This window comes from Clostridium chromiireducens, assembly GCF_003575225.1.
GTDB lineage: Bacteria > Bacillota > Clostridia > Clostridiales > Clostridiaceae > Clostridium > Clostridium chromiireducens.
The window spans coordinates 85,384-101,470 of record NZ_QXDJ01000008.1; the positions used below are offsets into that span (position 1 = coordinate 85,384).

The window sequence follows — 16,087 nt, forward strand, 5'->3', positions numbered from 1 at the left end:
TAATTTAAATTAGATATTATGCGAAGGATTGTATTGATATGATTAGAGAGGAATTTAAATTAAATCTAAATCATGATGAAATAATTAATTCCACAGATATTAGTGGAATTGGCGTGATTTGGGACCCCTCGGAATTTAAGTTAATAGTTGATGATAAAATAATAAATATTATAGAAGAATATGATGTCACAAATTATAGTCTAAATCAATTTGTACGATTTGTGGAAAAGGAAGATAGGGAGAATATACTGAACTTTTTTGCTCAAAATCTTGAAAGAAGTTATGATGAGAGAGAGCAACTGCAGCAACGATTCAGGATAATAAGCGTAGATAATAAAATTATTGAGTGTATTCTTGCCGGCAAGGTGGTAAAAAACAATAATAAATATTATCTGATCGGTGGTAGTTACTGCTTAGGGGATTTGCATGGGGAGAATAATAAAAATTCTTGGATGAATAAATGGAAGGTATCAGCACTTAACAAAACAATTAATTCCATTATTCAATGTGATAGAATTACAGGATTGCCTAATAAATATTTCTTCAAAAATATAGTAGCTAATTCATTAAGAAATGTTGTTGAAAATAATACAAGAGCAGCCTTGATAATAATTGATTTAGATAATTTTAAGTATGTAAACGACTCCTTTGGCCATGATTTTGGAGATTTATTACTAAGGGAAGTTGGATATAGTCTAGTATCAGCAGTCACAGAAGATATATTAGTGTCGAGATATAGTGGTAATACTTTTTTACTATTTAAGCCTGATATTATAGATATTCAAGAGATAGTAGTTCTATGCAATAAAATAACAAAATCTTTTGAGGAACCGAATATAGTTGATGGAAAGAAAATATATTTAACAGCAAGTATTGGTGTTTCATTATCTCCGGATCATGGAATTGACTATAATACTCTATTAAAGAATGCAGATGCTGCAATGTATGAGGCTAAGAAAAATGGGAAGAATGAGTGCGATTTTTTTGATGATAGTCTTTCAGTTGAATTAAATAGAGTATATGGTTTGCAAAAAGGGTTAAGGACTGCTCTACAAAATAACGAATTTTATGTTATGTTTCAGCCTAAGGTATCGTTAGACGATTCTTTAGTTAATGGATTTGAAGCGCTGGCTAGATGGGAAAGTCACGAATTTGGATCGGTAAGTCCAGCTGAATTTATCCCGATTGCTGAAAGTTCCAAGATGATAGTTCCAATCGGCAGCTTTGTACTTGAAGAAGTATTTAAGAAAACAAAATGCCTTTTAAATGAAGGAAATGATAATTTTAAGATAGCAGTAAATTTATCAGAGATGCAGCTTAGAGAAGACGTTGTTTTATCGGATTTTAAAAGTTTAATAAAGAAATATAGAATACATCCTAAATATATTGAAGTCGAGATTACGGAAAGTATGCTTATGAAATCTTTTGATAGAAATGTTAAAATCCTGCAGGAAATTAAAAAATTAGGTGTAAGTATAGCATTAGACGATTTTGGAACGGGTTATTCTTCGCTAAATTATTTAACTAAACTACCGATTGATGTATTAAAGATAGATAGAAGTTTTGTAATTGATTTGATGAACAATCCTAAAAGTAAATGCATCGTAGAGAACATAATTAATTTATCCCATCAGTTAGGAATAGAGGTAGTAGCAGAAGGGGTAGAAGAGAAATCACAAGTTGAGTATTTGAAATCTATACTTTGTGATGTTGTACAAGGATATTATTTCAGTAAACCTAAGATGTTTGAAGCAATAAGAAATATAATTGGAAAAGAAATTTCGTAAAAATATTGACAAAATTAGTATAAGGGTATATTATAGAATCATAAATTAAATCCTATGAAAAGGGATAGTAATCATGAAACAAAGTTAAAGAGAGCTGAAGATGGTGAGATTTCAGTACGGCAGTTAGTGATGAATGGGCCTTTGAGGAGCGAGATGAAATCTTTTGAGAGTAGTTTAGTCGTAAGTCGCACGTTATAGCGAATAAGATATTTTTTGTATCTGAAATGAGAGGCATTTTATGCAATCTAGGTGGCAACGCGGATAATCTCCGTCCTATTAATTATAGGACGGAGTTTTTTTATATTTTTATATATTGGGGTGTGATAAGTATGTTGTGAAAGAAAGTGATTTCGACTTAAATATAGAGTATTAAGCAAGAATTAATAAGGGGGACTTTTATTATGAACACAAAAAAAATGGTAACAAATGCAATTCTAATAGCTATAGGAGCAATATTACATCAACTTACGCCTTTATTAGGGGTACCAATGCAACCGGATTTATCATTAGCAATTTTATTTATTATAATAGTATATAATAAGGATTATAAAACTACATTAGTATGTGGAATTATTGTAGGTGTTTTTGCAGCATTAACAACCAAAACTCCAGGTGGACAACTGCCTAACATTATTGATAAGTTCTTAACTTCTAATATAATGTTTTTAGTTCTAGTTCCATTAAGAGAAAGAATCAGTAAGCTGCTACAAATTAGCATACTATTACCATTTGGGACAGCACTTAGTGGGACAATCTTCTTAACAGCTTTAATGACTCTTGGTGGATTGCCAATCGATAAATTTAGCACATTATTTTATGCTGTAGTTCTTCCAACTGCAGGATTAAATGTAGTTATAGGTATTGTATTATTTAAAGTTGTTCAAAAAACTATTTCAGTTACTGGTGCTTATGCAGTAAATAGTTAAATAGAATATTAAACAGTAATAATTTAATAATAAATATATAAAAGGTAAATTGAGTTTTGTACGAACAAGTATTACTCAATTTACCTTTTATTATTATCTATTTTTTATTTAAACGCTAAAGATGAAATACAATAAGAATAATAATATGAAATATTAAATTATGTTTCTAATAGGCAATGTAACGAAATATTTTTGAAAATAATTGTTACTTTTTTATAAAATGATATTCTTCAGGAGTATTTTCATCTATTACTTTAAATTCATATCCATTATCTTTATAATATTTAATTATAGTTGGTAGAGCTTTTACAGAATTCTTGCTCATATATGCACAATGCATTAAAAGTACTACATGTTCCTTATCGGTTTTAGAATTTCGTATAAATCTGCTTGGATTTGCATTTGGATGCTCTCCATCACCACTATCCGTATTCCAATCATATATTTTTAGGTTGTTTTTATGAAGTAAATCAACCATAGATTGAGATAGTTTATAGCCATTGTTATTACATCCAAAAGGGAATCTAAGTATATTTGGCTTAATACCAACTATTGAGTTAATAGTTTCTTGAGTATCGAGCATTTCTTTTAAAAATGATTCATTAGAGCAGTAAAGAGAAGATTTCTTATGACTCATACTATGAAGTCCAAGGGAGTGACCTTCATTAAATATTCTTTTTACTAAGCTTTCTTGCCCCTTAATCTGACTTCCGATTAAGAAAAAGGTCGCGGGTACAGACTCGTTTTTTAATATATCTAAGACATCCTTAGTAACTTTTCCAGCAGGGCCATCATCAAAAGTTAGATACACTATTTTCTTTTCATCTGCGTGAGCATCAATTAACATCGTTTTTTCATAGCCCAATATACTAATTATGATTAAAACAATTGAAATTAATTTTTTGAATAATTTTAGATACATATAATCACCTTCATATATAGATTTTCTACAAAAGTATTATGTCCTAAAATTATAATTATATTTATATGACCAAGAAACAGTTAAGAGAGTAAGTTAAAAAGAGCAAAAAAATTAGTAAAAAAGAGCTTATAAAAGAAATGAAAAATCACCTTGAATATATGTATATCTTCTGATTGCAATATACTTATTCCGATGCTAGAATATGGTATAGTAATATTATATTGGTAAAATATAGACATAAAGAAAAGAGATGAATCAATAGTGAGGAATATAAATAATAAGTATCAAATTGAATATGAATTAAATATTGAAGAAAACTTTTCGAATTATTTAGTTTTTGATCTGGAAAAGAATGAAAGATATGCATTATGTATTTTAAAGAACGATTTTACATATGAAAAAACAAGAGAATATTTACTAAGTAAATTTAAAACTATTAAAAATCTTAATTTTAAGTATATTACTAATATTATTAGTATCGAAGTAATTTATAGCATGAATGGAATAAAATTGAATAGACCTCAATATGGATATTTGATGGAGTATACTGAGTCTAAGATAGATACGCAAGCTTATCTTAGAAAATGTACACCTCTGAAAAAACTTGACATATTTATGGAATTATGTGCAGCTATAAATACATTAAATATGCAAGGATATATCTTTGATGATATTACAATAAAAGATATAAGATTGATACCTACTTCGAGAAATAATGTCACAATAGAAATAAGGAATTTATTGCAGAACGAATTACGGAAGTTTAATTTATTAAACTCAACTATAAATTCACTACCTTACCAATATAGTATGGAAGCAAAAGATGAAGGAAATGCAAATAAAGATAATATAGGACAAGTCGTTAAGTTGTTTAACCATATTTTCAGAGAAGAAGAATTACAGTCGCAACTTATTGAATTAAATTATGTGAAAAAGATGTATAATCGAGTAAATTCTATAAATAAGTCATTTAACATTAAACATTTTATAAAAGATATAAACAAAAAAATGAAGAAAGAATATAAATTATTTTTTAATGATGCTTTAGTTAAAATCCAGGACAATTTAGATACAATTGGAATGGAAGAAGAGTTGAAAATAGTAGAGAAAAACTTTCAAAAAATATTAGAAAGCAAAGAAAAATATAAGATCATAGCTTTTAATGGTGAGGATGGTAGTGGTAAAAGTCGGTTATTGGAAGAAATTAGGTATAGGCTTTCTAATAAGTATTTCAAGGACATAATTTATATAAATGATCTTATAAACATTAACTTAGATAAAGAGGAAAAATATAATTATATAGTAAATTACATCCTTGATAAGGTAGATAAAACTTTAAAAGATAAATATGAAATTTATATAAAAAAATTTATATCTATATTAATTGAAAATAATCCGGTTTCTAGTGAAAGAAAACAAAATTATCAGTTAATTAATAGAATGGGAAGATTTGTTAGCGAATATACCATGACCAAACCATTCATTATAATAATTGATGATTTAGATGAAAGAAGTGAAGTTTTTAAACTATTTATTAGATATATCGCCTTCTTAAATAATAATCTAGAGAATACCATGATAATATTTTCTATGAATGAAAGTAGATGGGATGAAAAAAAATTAAGATTTATGAATGAACTTAAAGGTGATGAGCAATACGAAGAGTATAAAATAAACTATTTTAATCAATATAACACAACTAAAATGATTAAAAGCATGCTTAATACAAATTGCGAAATAGATAAACTATCAACAAAAATATATTCTGAGACTTTAGGAAATCCTCAATATATAAGTGATGTGATAAAGGAACTGCATGAGAATAAATCTTTATATTTTGATGGAGACAGCGGTAAGTGGAAAGCTGATATTAAATCAAAGGATATACTAATACCGAAAACCCTTGAGAATAAATTGGAAACAAGTATTTCCACATTAGAAGAAAAAGAAATAGAGGTTATTAAAAAATTATCAATATTTGAAAATCCATTATCTGAGAAAATTATTTTAGAGAACATTATAACAGAAGTAGATGATGTAATTGCATATAAAAAATTAAAATTAAATGGATTTCTTGCAGACAAAATAAGTGATCAAGGAATTCTTATTGGCTTTACTAATAACTTATTGAGAAATGTAGTATATCTAAAATTGAGTGAAGAAGAGAAAAAAAATTTACATTCCAATGCATCTATTTTTATGGAAGATATTTTGTTTGAAACAGATTATTATATAGAAGAATTTTTAATTCATCTTGAAAGAAGTAACAATTATGAAAAGGCAGCATTTTATACTTTAAAGTACGCGAAAGCTCAGGATTTATTAGGAGATATAACAAAGTCTATTTCATACTACAAAAAAGTTTTAAAATACCCAAATGTATTAAATAGAAGTGAAATAGCGATAAATATAGCAAAGCTTTATGAAAAGAATTCTAAGCACGAAAAAAGTTATGAATATTTTGAGAAGGCAAATCAATTTTCTATACAAGATGATGAAATGCAGACTGAAATATATACATTACTTGAATTAATAATTATTCAAATTAACAATATTAATGATATTAATACAGAAGTCGAATATTCATTAAATTGTGTCCGAAGGTTACTAGATAGAGATTTTTATCCAAAGGGTGAAGTATATTACTATTACGCACTAGCATTAAAAAATAGACTAGAATATAATCATAAATTAACTTTAAATTGTGCAGAAAAAGCATTAATAATATGTAAAGAAAATAATATTAAAGAGGATATTTATGGATGGGTGAACACTACCCTTGCAAGTGCATATATAAAAGAAGGGGACTATCAAGAATCTAAAAGTTTATGTTTGAATGCAGTTGAAATATTTATAAGTAATAATAATATTAATGGTGAGTTATATAGCAGGATATTATATGCGTCTATTTGCAAGGAGGAAGGAGAACGTAATGAGATAATTCTAGAACAATACTTAGATCTAGCTAAGCTTAGTAATAAATACAAGGTATATAAAAAAGAAATATTGAGCTTAATTTATATTGCCAATATATATAACCAAGAAAAAAAGTATTCTTTAGCAGAAGAGTATTTATTAAGGGCATTGGAAAGAGAGCAAGAGGAAGGTGTAGATCAATACTCATTTAGTATTTGTAGTGGATTATGTCTATTATATATAAATTTAGGAAGAATTAATTTAGCAGTAAAGTATTATTATTTAATGAAGCAAATGCAAAAGGGACTTAAATTGCTAGAAGAGGAAGTTATCAATACAAATTATATATATGCTTTGTATAACTTACTAGTCTGTAATTATGATTTGGCATATGATTATCTTAAAGGTATTTATGCATTAATATTTAATGCAAAGAACTTTAATTATAAAATTATAATTTGCAACTATTACGAATTAATGCTTCATAAATGCAAAAATGAAGATGCTATTAAAAATGTATACGGTAAACTGGATGAAAATATAAAAAAAATACTAAATCATGATGTCGAACTTGGGATTAAGATAAATGCAATTAGACGGATTTTACTATTAGGATATAAAAAATTTGCAGAAGAGTTATTCTTAAATCTAAATGAATATCCAAGAGACTATAATATGGAAGGTATATATATATACCTTGAATTAAATTTTAGAGGTAAGAATTACTATAATTTTTTAATAAATAAAGCATTAAGAATATGCGCGTTTATAAATAACCAAGAGACTAAAGCAGATATATATGCAATGATTGGAACCAAATATAGTGAACTTAATTGCGATGCCTTGGCAATGAATTATTATTATGAGTCTATTGCGTTGCATATAGATACAGTGAATTCATTACCGGAAAACGATAAACTTTTGTACTTAAATAATAGTAATTTTATAGAAACTCGTAAGTTATTTATAAAATGTCTAAATGATGATCTAGCAATTAATATGAAATTTAAATTAATTGAAAGTATAAAGAAATATGAAGAAATAGACATTTTACTGAAAGAATTAGATTTAACTAATATATTAGGAAATAAATCTATATTTAAATTAGCTCAGAATATATATGAAAAATGTTATTACAATGATTTAAGTGATATATATAAGGTCTTTGAAAGATTTTCTACTGATGTTATTAGTGATTTAGAAAATGTAATTAAATATATGGCAAGATTAACTTTAGCAGATAAAGCCATGATTGTAATAGAAAATAATGAGGGCGAAAATGATGTTATATGCACATATAGAATTAGTGATAAAAATGAAATAAATAGATATTTCTCTTTGAAGGTTGACTCTGATGAAGATGTGTTTGTTATCTCTAACAATGATACAAGGATTTATCAATTAGAAGATAACATATTAAAATATGGGATGAGATCTTGCATGTATATGAAAATAATAAACAGGGAGAGATATATAAATAGTACATCTGGAATCAATGCAAGATTAATTTTAATTACTAATAATGCAATGAATTATATAAATCAGCAATCAAGGAAGACAATAGAACAATTTAGACCGTTTCTAATATTTTTATTAGAGAAATATAATCTCACAATAAGTTCAACTTTGGATAAACTTACAGGGGTGTATAACAGAAAATATTTCGAAGAATCATTACTTTATATGTTAGATAGTGCAAGGTTAGAAAAAAGTGAATTTGCAGTAATGATGTTTGATATTGATGACTTTAAAGGAGTTAATGATAGATATGGACATCAGACAGGGGATGAAGTTCTAGTTAAATTGACAAAAGAGGTAAAGAAATGTATTGGGAAGAGAGATGTTGTAGGCAGATACGGAGGCGAAGAGTTTATTGTGCTTTTACCTGATTCAAACAAAGAAAAAGCCTTGAATATGGCTGAGAAAATCAGAAAAAATGTGCAAGAAGCAAAGATACTAGGTGATAAAAGAAATGTTACTATTAGTATGGGAATTGCATTGAGTGCAAATGAATCAGTGAACAGTGAAGAAATAATAGGGAGAGCGGACCAAGCTCTATATAAGGCTAAATACGAAGGGAAAAATAGATGTATTGTTTGGGAGAATGATTACGGAATAAGTAATTATACTAATAATGAGCTGACAGGAGTCCTATCAGGTAATGCTACAAGAGATTATAATTTAGCTGTAATTCTTAAGGAAGTTGCTAATATATCTAAGGTTAAAGCTGATAAGCAAGAAAAGATTTATCAATTTATTCTGGAAGTTATGAAGGTTATTGACTGTGAAACAGCTACGGTATTTATACTAAAAGATAAAAAAATAATCAATATATATAGCAAATTGAGAGCTAAAGACGGGCTGCATACAGGTGAAAAATTTAATTTTAAGTTAATTAATCAAATTATAGAAGAAGAAAAGGGGATGTACCTAATAGATTGGGAGAGTATGGATCATTATAATCAATATGGAATACCAGATTGGAAATCAGTTTGTATAACTCCAGTAATATGTAATGGTGAAGTTTTAGCGGTTTTCTATCTTTCTGTTTCAGTTAATAAAAAAGAATTTACATGCAATGATTACAACTTATTAAACTGTTTTGCTGATATAGGAATTCCAATCTTTTATTAAAATGCATTTTTAAGAGTAGGTAAATGTTAAGCACATAAAAAGTTCCTTAGCATATTATATAAAGAGAGTAATAGCGAAGAGGAGCTTTTTATGAGTGATATCCTTTCTAATGGCGACAATAAAAAAACGGAGAATATTAATGCTATAGTATCATCAGAGAATAATTATAATGAAGATTGCATGATAAAAACAGCAGAGTGTAAAGAAAATGAAGAAAAAGATCAAGAATATATATTAAATGCTAACTATAAAAAAATGGAGAATAAAGAACTTTGCGGTGGAGTAATTGAAGTTACATCAATTCTAGAATGTGAAGAGCATGAATATTTAAAAGGAGTAAAAATTAATCTATATAAGATAAATGGGTTATCTCCAATTCTTATTAGATCTATGACAACTGATGATAAAGGTAAAGCGGTTTTTTCGGGAATTGAGGACGGTTGTTATCGGATAATAGAAATTGTTGATAAGAAATATTTTGAAAAACCTAAATATATTAATTGGAATGAGATAATAATAGATAGTATTAATAAAAATCAGAAAATAGTAATAGTAAATAGAGTGAAAAAAATTATACCTTAAAATAAACATAAAACTCTTAGATGAGAATTGAGTTGATTTTAGTAATATATCTATAATTAATGCACAATGCATAATCTACAATTCATAACTATTATAACAGAAAGTTATGAGTAATAAATTTTGTGTTGTGTATTAAATTTTATAAGATACTAGATTTTTTTGCTTTATTTAAGCTATAATCATAATATTATTAAATAAAGTAGGTGTCGAAATGGAAAGTTATACATTAAAAATAAAGAAAATTGATGATAAAGCTATTTTGCCGAGTTACGCCCATGAAGGCGATGCGGGGCTAGATTTATATGCTGTAAAAGAATTAATTCTAAATCCGGGAGAAAGGGGATTAATACATACTGGAATACAAATAGAGCTGCCTAAAAACACAGAAGCTCAGATAAGACCAAGAAGCGGATTAGCATTAAAAAATGGTATAACTACATTGAACTCTCCGGGAACTATAGATGAAGGGTATAGAGGAGAAATAGGGGTTATAATAATTAATCATGGTAATGAAGTATTTAAAGTTGAGCAAGGAATGAAAATAGCTCAGATGGTCATAAAACCTGTATTTAAAGTTGACATAATAGAAACATATGAATTATCAGATACTGAAAGAAGCGAAAGGGGTTTTGGTTCATCAGGAACGAGATAATAATAATTTATGCAATGATTACAATGAGAAATTAAGGTATACTCAACCTAGTAATTGGATACGTGCTTGTGGAATAGAGGTTTAAAATAAGCCGGCTAGGTTCTTAAGCAGGGAATGAACGTCAGTCGAGTTTACTCTAATGATTATTCCATTTACTGCTTGTCACTATTTTTAGTGAAGCTAAAAAAAATGGTGTGACTACACATTAGGCATTTTTTTGCTTATTTTTATAGTACTATGAAACAAGCATGTATACAATTTAGGTTGATTATATTTAAATTTAAGTTTCATGTAGAAATCTATAATTTAAGATAAACATTAAATCTAGATGGATTATAATATCCATCTATAACTTCCCATTCACCAAAATCTTTTTTGTCATAAAGCAAGTGCTCTTTTCTATGTGATGTAACAGGCAAATCACCGATAAAAATTGCTTCTTTTGCAACTCTCTTTAATTCAGCAATTGCTTGTTTGGAATATTCATGATTGGGAAAGTAATGAAATGCTCCGAAACAAATTACTTTATCAAAAGTTTTATCCTTGAAAATTAAGTCATTTGCTTCTCCATGTAAAACAGAGTTATTAAGTAACTCAATATGTCTCTTAACCAGTGATGAAGAATAATCAACGCCAACATATTCTCCACATTTTATATATTGTGCTAATCCTCCAGCTCCACAAGCAACTTCCAAAATTTTATCAGTTTCTTTAATATCCATTTGTTCGACAATCTGTCTTGCTATTTCTTTTACATCAGCAGTAGTATCTTCATATCCGTCTAGTTCTTCTAAAGAATTAGTATTACCATTCCCTTTTCTTTCCCAAACTTCCTTCCAGTAAGACATATCTTCCATAATTCTCTTTCCTCCTAATAAATTTAGATTAAATAAAAATAACTTAGCAAGTTCATTAAATGAACAATATTATGTTAGCATCGTTCAATGTTCACTACAATAAGTTCATAAAAGAATTATTATTAATATTTATATTTAAAAGATACTTGATATAAATGATTATATTACCAAGTAATAAAATATTTGTAGAATTTAGTAGAAAAAGTGCTTGAATCAATAATCAATTTAAGATAAATTATAATTATAAATTGATTTGGAGGGATTTGGCATTGATTATTATAGATAGAATAACTTCCATATTACAATCATTACTATTTGCATACGCCCTTATATATTGTGTGGATAAAAAACTAGAAACCAACAAATTAAAATTGTTTTTTATGGTGTTAATGTTTACCATTATAGGGACAGCATTTTCCGGAACTTTTCTTGACAATCCTGCAATAATCGTTTTTTTAACCCATATATTAGCCCTAGGGCTAGTAGTACTAATGTATAGAAGGGATGTAAGAAATGCATTGATGGCATACACCATAGTGTATAATATAATAATAACCTACTCTATTGTATTTGGAAATGTGATTTTCGCATCTACAATAGAAATTTTACCACCTCAATACATGAATCAAGCGAGCATTTTTATAATGTATATTCCCGGATGGATATTAATATTTATATGCTTCAAATATTTTGAAAAGATTAATCGGGTATATAAAGTATTAGTAAATGAGGGGGGATTAATTTATTCTTTGATAATCAGTTTTGCTATGGATTTTATAGTAACTTTTTATTTGCTAACAATCGGAGCCAAAAGCCAGTTAATGAAAAATATTGTATATGTGATGTTTTTTGTGTTTTTTGTAGTTGTATTATTGTATTTTAGAAAAATACATAATAAATCGGAACAAATATTTAAGTTAAATGAAACTTTAGAATCTAAAAATAATGAGCTTAGAAAGATCAAACATGATTATGGAGCTCAAATTTCATATTTATATGGACTTTGTCTCATGGATAGGCATTTAGATTTGAAAAAAGCGTTAAAGGATATTATTAATGTTAACGAAGCTATAGCAACTGCAGTGGAAGTAAGCCCTAATGAAAACTCATTATTATCTATCGCATTAAAACCTGCCATAGAAGAAGGAATACATGTAATAGTAGAAGAAAAAGGTGATCTTAGCTTAGTAGCCATTAGCGAAATGGAACTTTATAGAATAGTATCTAATATAGTAAATAATGCAATAACAGCAATGAATGGACAAGGAATTATAATTGCAAAGAGTTATGAATGTCTTGAAAAATTCATTATAAAAATAGAAAATAACGGTCCAAAGATTGAAGAAAATATCTTGAAAGATATTTTTAAACAAGGTTATACATCGAAGAATAATAAAGATGGAAACCATGGATATGGACTAAGTATTGTGCAAGAATTAGTAAAGAAATATAGTGGGAAAATAGAAGTTAAAAGCACTGATATTGCAACCGAATTTAAAATAATTCTGCCAATCAAACGGACAACATAATCATAGATGCGATTATAACTTAATAATACGAGTTTTTAAATATCCCCCCTAAGAATGAATTCATAGGGGGGATATTTTCGTTGATTTTTGTTTAACTAAAATGATTTATATATCTACATTATTTGTAAAATTTTCAATATAAATGGGGAGAATATGTTGAAAAGGAATAAAAACTAGGATATAATATTATTATAGTTTGAAAAAAATTCAAAAGTGAGATAAATATGGTAAAAAGGATTTCTGAAAAAATTATTAATAGTATAGCAACAGATGATAACTATAGTAAAGATGAATTGGAAAGAATGCAATATGCCTTAGTAACCATTTCATTTGAGCTGATAAAAATGATTTCCTTAATAGTTATTTTTTCAATGCTTGGTTATTTTGAAAAAGTTATTATTATTGCTGGGATAATGTGTATAGTGAAACCATTCATTGGAGGATATCATGAGGAGACGCAAATCAAGTGTTTTATAGCCACAGTGCTATTAACAGCTGGAATCTTGATATTAAGTATGCAATGTAATCTTAGTTTTATAAGTAATTGCATCTTGATTTTTCTTAGTATATTTTGTATATGGAATCAAGCTCCAGTAATAAATTCCAAAATGCCAATTTCACGCCCTCAATTGATAAAAAAGAATAGAATTAGAGGTTTAAGTACATCAATATTGCTTGGATTAATATCTATAGGTATATATTACTATAGTAATAATTATTCAATAATAACTTGGACACTTCTATTTGATGCAGCACTAATGTTTAATAAGCGGGAAAGCTAGAAATAATTAATAATTTTAATAGGTAAATTAAAGGGAGATGATTTTTATGATAAAAAAATTAATAGGTGGGTTTTTAAAGAGAATTTCTAACTCAATGATTACGTTAGCGCCAGCATCATTTTGTGGACATGGTGTTGAAGAAATGCCTGAGTCAATGAAAAACTTAAGATAACTTAGTTTTTAAAAACGAGGAGGGCGCAAATTGGAATTAATTATTATAGATGTAGCGACATCTGTCCTGCAGTCAATCGCAATGGCGTGGACAATAGTATATTGTGTAGATAAGAATAAGAAATTAGATAAAGTAAAAATATTAATTATTTCATTACTATTTCTTGCAATTAGTCAATTTTACACGGGGACATTTGGAGATAACTTAGCATCAGCAGTTTTTATTCCTCATATGTTAGCACTATTTATAATATTTATATTCTACAGAAAGAATTTTTTTAGTGCAGTAACAGCATACACAATAATTTATGTTATTATTGGAATATATGCAATTATATTTGGAAACTTAATTTTTGAATATGTCATGAGGACGCTTCCATTACAATATATTAATTATGAAAAAATTTTAATAATGTATATTCCAGAATGGTTCATCTTATTTGCGTATTTCAAACATTTAGATAGAATAAGGAAAATATACAAATTCATTATCTATGAAAAGTTCGCTATGGTGTTTTTGGTTATGAGCTTGGTAATGGATTTTATTATAACATTTTATTTATTGGCATTAAGTGACAAAAGTCAGCTAATAAAAAATATCATATATATAGTGTTTTTTTTATTTTTTGTTGCAGTTTTACTTTATTTTTGGAAGGTTCATCAAAAATCACAACAGATATATAGATTAAATGAATCATTAGAATTAAAGAATAGTGAACTTAGAAAAATCAAACACGATTATGGAGCGCAAATATCTTATTTATATGGACTTTGTTTAATGGAACGGTTTGATGATTTAAAGAGATCACTCAAAGATATTATAAATAATAATGAATCGACACCAACAGCTGTGGAAGTAAGTAAAAGTGATAATTCAATGCTATCGTTGGTATTAAAACCAGCAATCGAGACAGGAATACATGTAATAATAGAAGAGAATTGTGATTTTTCATTAATAAATATGAGTGAGATGGAATTCTATAGAATAGTATCAAATATAGTAAATAATGCAATTAAAGCAATGAAGGGTGAAGGAATAATAATTGCAAAAAGCTATGAATACTTAGGAAATGCGGTAATAAAGATTGAAAATAATGGACCCCAAATTCCAGAATATCATTTAAAGGACATTTTTAAAGTGGGTTTCACAACTAAAGAAAATGATGATAAAAATCATGGGTTTGGATTAAGTATTGTAAAAGATTTAGTAGAGAGTCACAATGGAAAAGTGTACGTAAAAAGCACTGAAACATCAACTGAATTTAAAATAATACTTCCAATAGTCCAAAGTGCATAGATTGACATAAATATATTTAAAATAAATATTTTCAAACAATAGCTGAAGAAATCTAATATAAGTTTTAGTTATTCTGATTACTAAAACTTATATAATTCATAGAGAAAGATGATGGTAGGGAATGTTTGCAAACGCAAATATTTCTTGCCATTTATTTTTAAAAAAAATTATAAGTACATCAATATGAGAACGTTTTATTTGATAAATATGAGTTTTGAATATAGTAATACAGAAAAAGTATTTTAAAAATTCAGAATAATAGTGTAAACTATATAATAAAGTGATTAAACTTAACAATATAAAAAGGGGTGCTAAGGCATGTATAAAATAGTTAGTAAAAGGGAGCTTACAAATAATATATTTTTAATGGATATAGAAGCTCCAAGAGTGGCAAAGTCTGCAAAACCAGGGCAATTTATTATTATAAAGAATGACGAAAAGGGTGAAAGAATTCCTTTAACTATAGCGGATTATGATGCAGAAAAGGGAACAGTAACTATAGTTTTTCAAACTGTAGGAAAAGGAACTAAGCAGTTAGCTACGTTTAATGAAGGGGATTATGTAGCTGACTTTGTTGGACCATTAGGAGTACCAAGTGAATTTATACATGAGGATATAGAAGAATTAAAGAAGAAGAATTTAGTCTTTGTGGCAGGTGGAGTTGGTGCAGCACCAGTATACCCACAAGTGAAATGGATGCATGAACAAGGAATAGCTGTAGATGTTATTTTAGGAAGCAGAAACAAAGATTTATTAATATATGAAGAAGAATTAAAGAAAGTTTCAGGAAACCTTTATGTGACAACTGATGATGGCTCATATGGGTCTAAAGGGACAGGATCAGATATGCTTAAAGAATTAGTTAATAATCAAGGTAAAAAGTATGATCATGCAATTATCATTGGACCAATGATAATGATGAAATTTACTTCTATGTTAACTAAGGAATTAAATATTCCAACAACAGTAAGCTTAAATCCAATAATGGTTGATGGTACAGGCATGTGTGGCGCATGTAGAGTAACAGTTGGA

Annotated in this window: 12 protein-coding genes and 1 other annotated feature; of the genes, 10 read left to right on the forward strand and 2 right to left on the reverse strand. The window is 27.5% G+C overall.

What is annotated here, in order from left to right; all coding sequences use genetic code 11:
* Positions 1–38: 38 nt before the first annotated feature.
* Together D2A34_RS23720 and D2A34_RS23725 are read left to right on the forward strand one after the other, a co-directional pair.
* Complete coding sequence (locus tag D2A34_RS23720) at positions 39–1,787, forward strand: putative bifunctional diguanylate cyclase/phosphodiesterase (RefSeq protein ID WP_079441677.1); 1,749 nt, start codon at positions 39–41, stop codon at positions 1,785–1,787.
* 45 nt (positions 1,788–1,832) lie between these two features.
* Positions 1,833–2,066, forward strand: a binding site (T-box leader).
* Positions 2,067–2,188: 122 nt separating this feature from the next.
* Positions 2,189–2,713 (forward strand): tryptophan transporter, encoded by a 525-nt coding sequence (locus D2A34_RS23725; RefSeq protein ID WP_079441678.1) that lies wholly within the window; start codon positions 2,189–2,191, stop codon positions 2,711–2,713.
* Positions 2,714–2,918: 205 nt separating this feature from the next.
* Here D2A34_RS23725 and D2A34_RS23730 read toward each other — a convergent pair whose 3' ends face one another.
* Positions 2,919–3,635 (reverse strand): polysaccharide deacetylase family protein, encoded by a 717-nt coding sequence (locus tag D2A34_RS23730; protein ID WP_079441679.1) that lies wholly within the window; start codon positions 3,633–3,635, stop codon positions 2,919–2,921.
* Positions 3,636–3,896: 261 nt separating this feature from the next.
* Here D2A34_RS23730 and D2A34_RS23735 point away from each other — a divergent pair, with 261 nt between their 5' ends.
* The 3 genes from D2A34_RS23735 to dut all read left to right on the forward strand — a co-directional run bounded on the left by D2A34_RS23735 (position 3,897) and on the right by dut (position 10,419).
* The gene (locus tag D2A34_RS23735) at positions 3,897–9,185 is read left to right on the forward strand and encodes a diguanylate cyclase (RefSeq protein ID WP_182629456.1); all 5,289 of its coding nucleotides are present in this window, start codon (positions 3,897–3,899) and stop codon (positions 9,183–9,185) included.
* A 90-nt stretch (positions 9,186–9,275) separates the two neighbouring features.
* Complete coding sequence (locus tag D2A34_RS23740) at positions 9,276–9,767, forward strand: prealbumin-like fold domain-containing protein (protein WP_169896856.1); 492 nt, start codon at positions 9,276–9,278, stop codon at positions 9,765–9,767.
* Positions 9,768–9,978: 211 nt separating this feature from the next.
* Entirely contained in the window at positions 9,979–10,419 is a 441-nt protein-coding gene (gene dut, locus D2A34_RS23745) for a dUTP diphosphatase (protein WP_079441680.1), read from the forward strand.
* A 299-nt stretch (positions 10,420–10,718) separates the two neighbouring features.
* Here dut and D2A34_RS23750 read toward each other — a convergent pair whose 3' ends face one another.
* Positions 10,719–11,276, reverse strand: coding sequence for a class I SAM-dependent methyltransferase (locus D2A34_RS23750; RefSeq protein WP_079441681.1), 558 nt, complete (start codon positions 11,274–11,276; stop codon positions 10,719–10,721).
* A gap of 749 nt (positions 11,277–12,025) precedes the next feature.
* Here D2A34_RS23750 and D2A34_RS27355 point away from each other — a divergent pair.
* The 5 genes from D2A34_RS27355 to D2A34_RS23770 all read left to right on the forward strand — a co-directional run.
* The gene (locus D2A34_RS27355) at positions 12,026–12,805 is read left to right on the forward strand and encodes a sensor histidine kinase (RefSeq protein WP_243128390.1); all 780 of its coding nucleotides are present in this window, start codon (positions 12,026–12,028) and stop codon (positions 12,803–12,805) included.
* 224 nt (positions 12,806–13,029) lie between these two features.
* Positions 13,030–13,587 (forward strand): accessory gene regulator ArgB-like protein, encoded by a 558-nt coding sequence (locus D2A34_RS23760; RefSeq protein WP_079441683.1) that lies wholly within the window; start codon positions 13,030–13,032, stop codon positions 13,585–13,587.
* A 46-nt stretch (positions 13,588–13,633) separates the two neighbouring features.
* Positions 13,634–13,759 (forward strand): cyclic lactone autoinducer peptide, encoded by a 126-nt coding sequence (locus D2A34_RS27080; protein ID WP_207652336.1) that lies wholly within the window; start codon positions 13,634–13,636, stop codon positions 13,757–13,759.
* A 30-nt stretch (positions 13,760–13,789) separates the two neighbouring features.
* Positions 13,790–15,055, forward strand: a complete 1,266-nt coding sequence (locus tag D2A34_RS23765) for a sensor histidine kinase (RefSeq protein WP_119368107.1) — start codon at positions 13,790–13,792, stop codon at positions 15,053–15,055.
* A gap of 318 nt (positions 15,056–15,373) precedes the next feature.
* A partial coding sequence (locus tag D2A34_RS23770) for a sulfide/dihydroorotate dehydrogenase-like FAD/NAD-binding protein (RefSeq protein WP_147357756.1) occupies positions 15,374–16,087 on the forward strand: 714 nt, incomplete at its 3' end.

Bases quoted from the DNA above. Each gene is read 5' to 3' on its own strand.
- D2A34_RS23720 (WP_079441677.1), top strand. From the start codon at position 39: ATGATTAGAGAGGAATTTAAATTAAATCTAAATCATGATGAAATAATT.
- D2A34_RS23725 (WP_079441678.1), top strand. From the start codon at position 2,189: ATGAACACAAAAAAAATGGTAACAAATGCAATTCTAATAGCTATAGGA.
- D2A34_RS23730 (WP_079441679.1), bottom strand. From the start codon at position 3,635: ATGTATCTAAAATTATTCAAAAAATTAATTTCAATTGTTTTAATCATA.
- D2A34_RS23740 (WP_169896856.1), top strand. From the start codon at position 9,276: ATGAGTGATATCCTTTCTAATGGCGACAATAAAAAAACGGAGAATATT.
- dut (WP_079441680.1), top strand. From the start codon at position 9,979: ATGGAAAGTTATACATTAAAAATAAAGAAAATTGATGATAAAGCTATT.
- D2A34_RS23750 (WP_079441681.1), bottom strand. From the start codon at position 11,276: ATGGAAGATATGTCTTACTGGAAGGAAGTTTGGGAAAGAAAAGGGAAT.
- D2A34_RS23760 (WP_079441683.1), top strand. From the start codon at position 13,030: ATGGTAAAAAGGATTTCTGAAAAAATTATTAATAGTATAGCAACAGAT.
- D2A34_RS27080 (WP_207652336.1), top strand. From the start codon at position 13,634: ATGATAAAAAAATTAATAGGTGGGTTTTTAAAGAGAATTTCTAACTCA.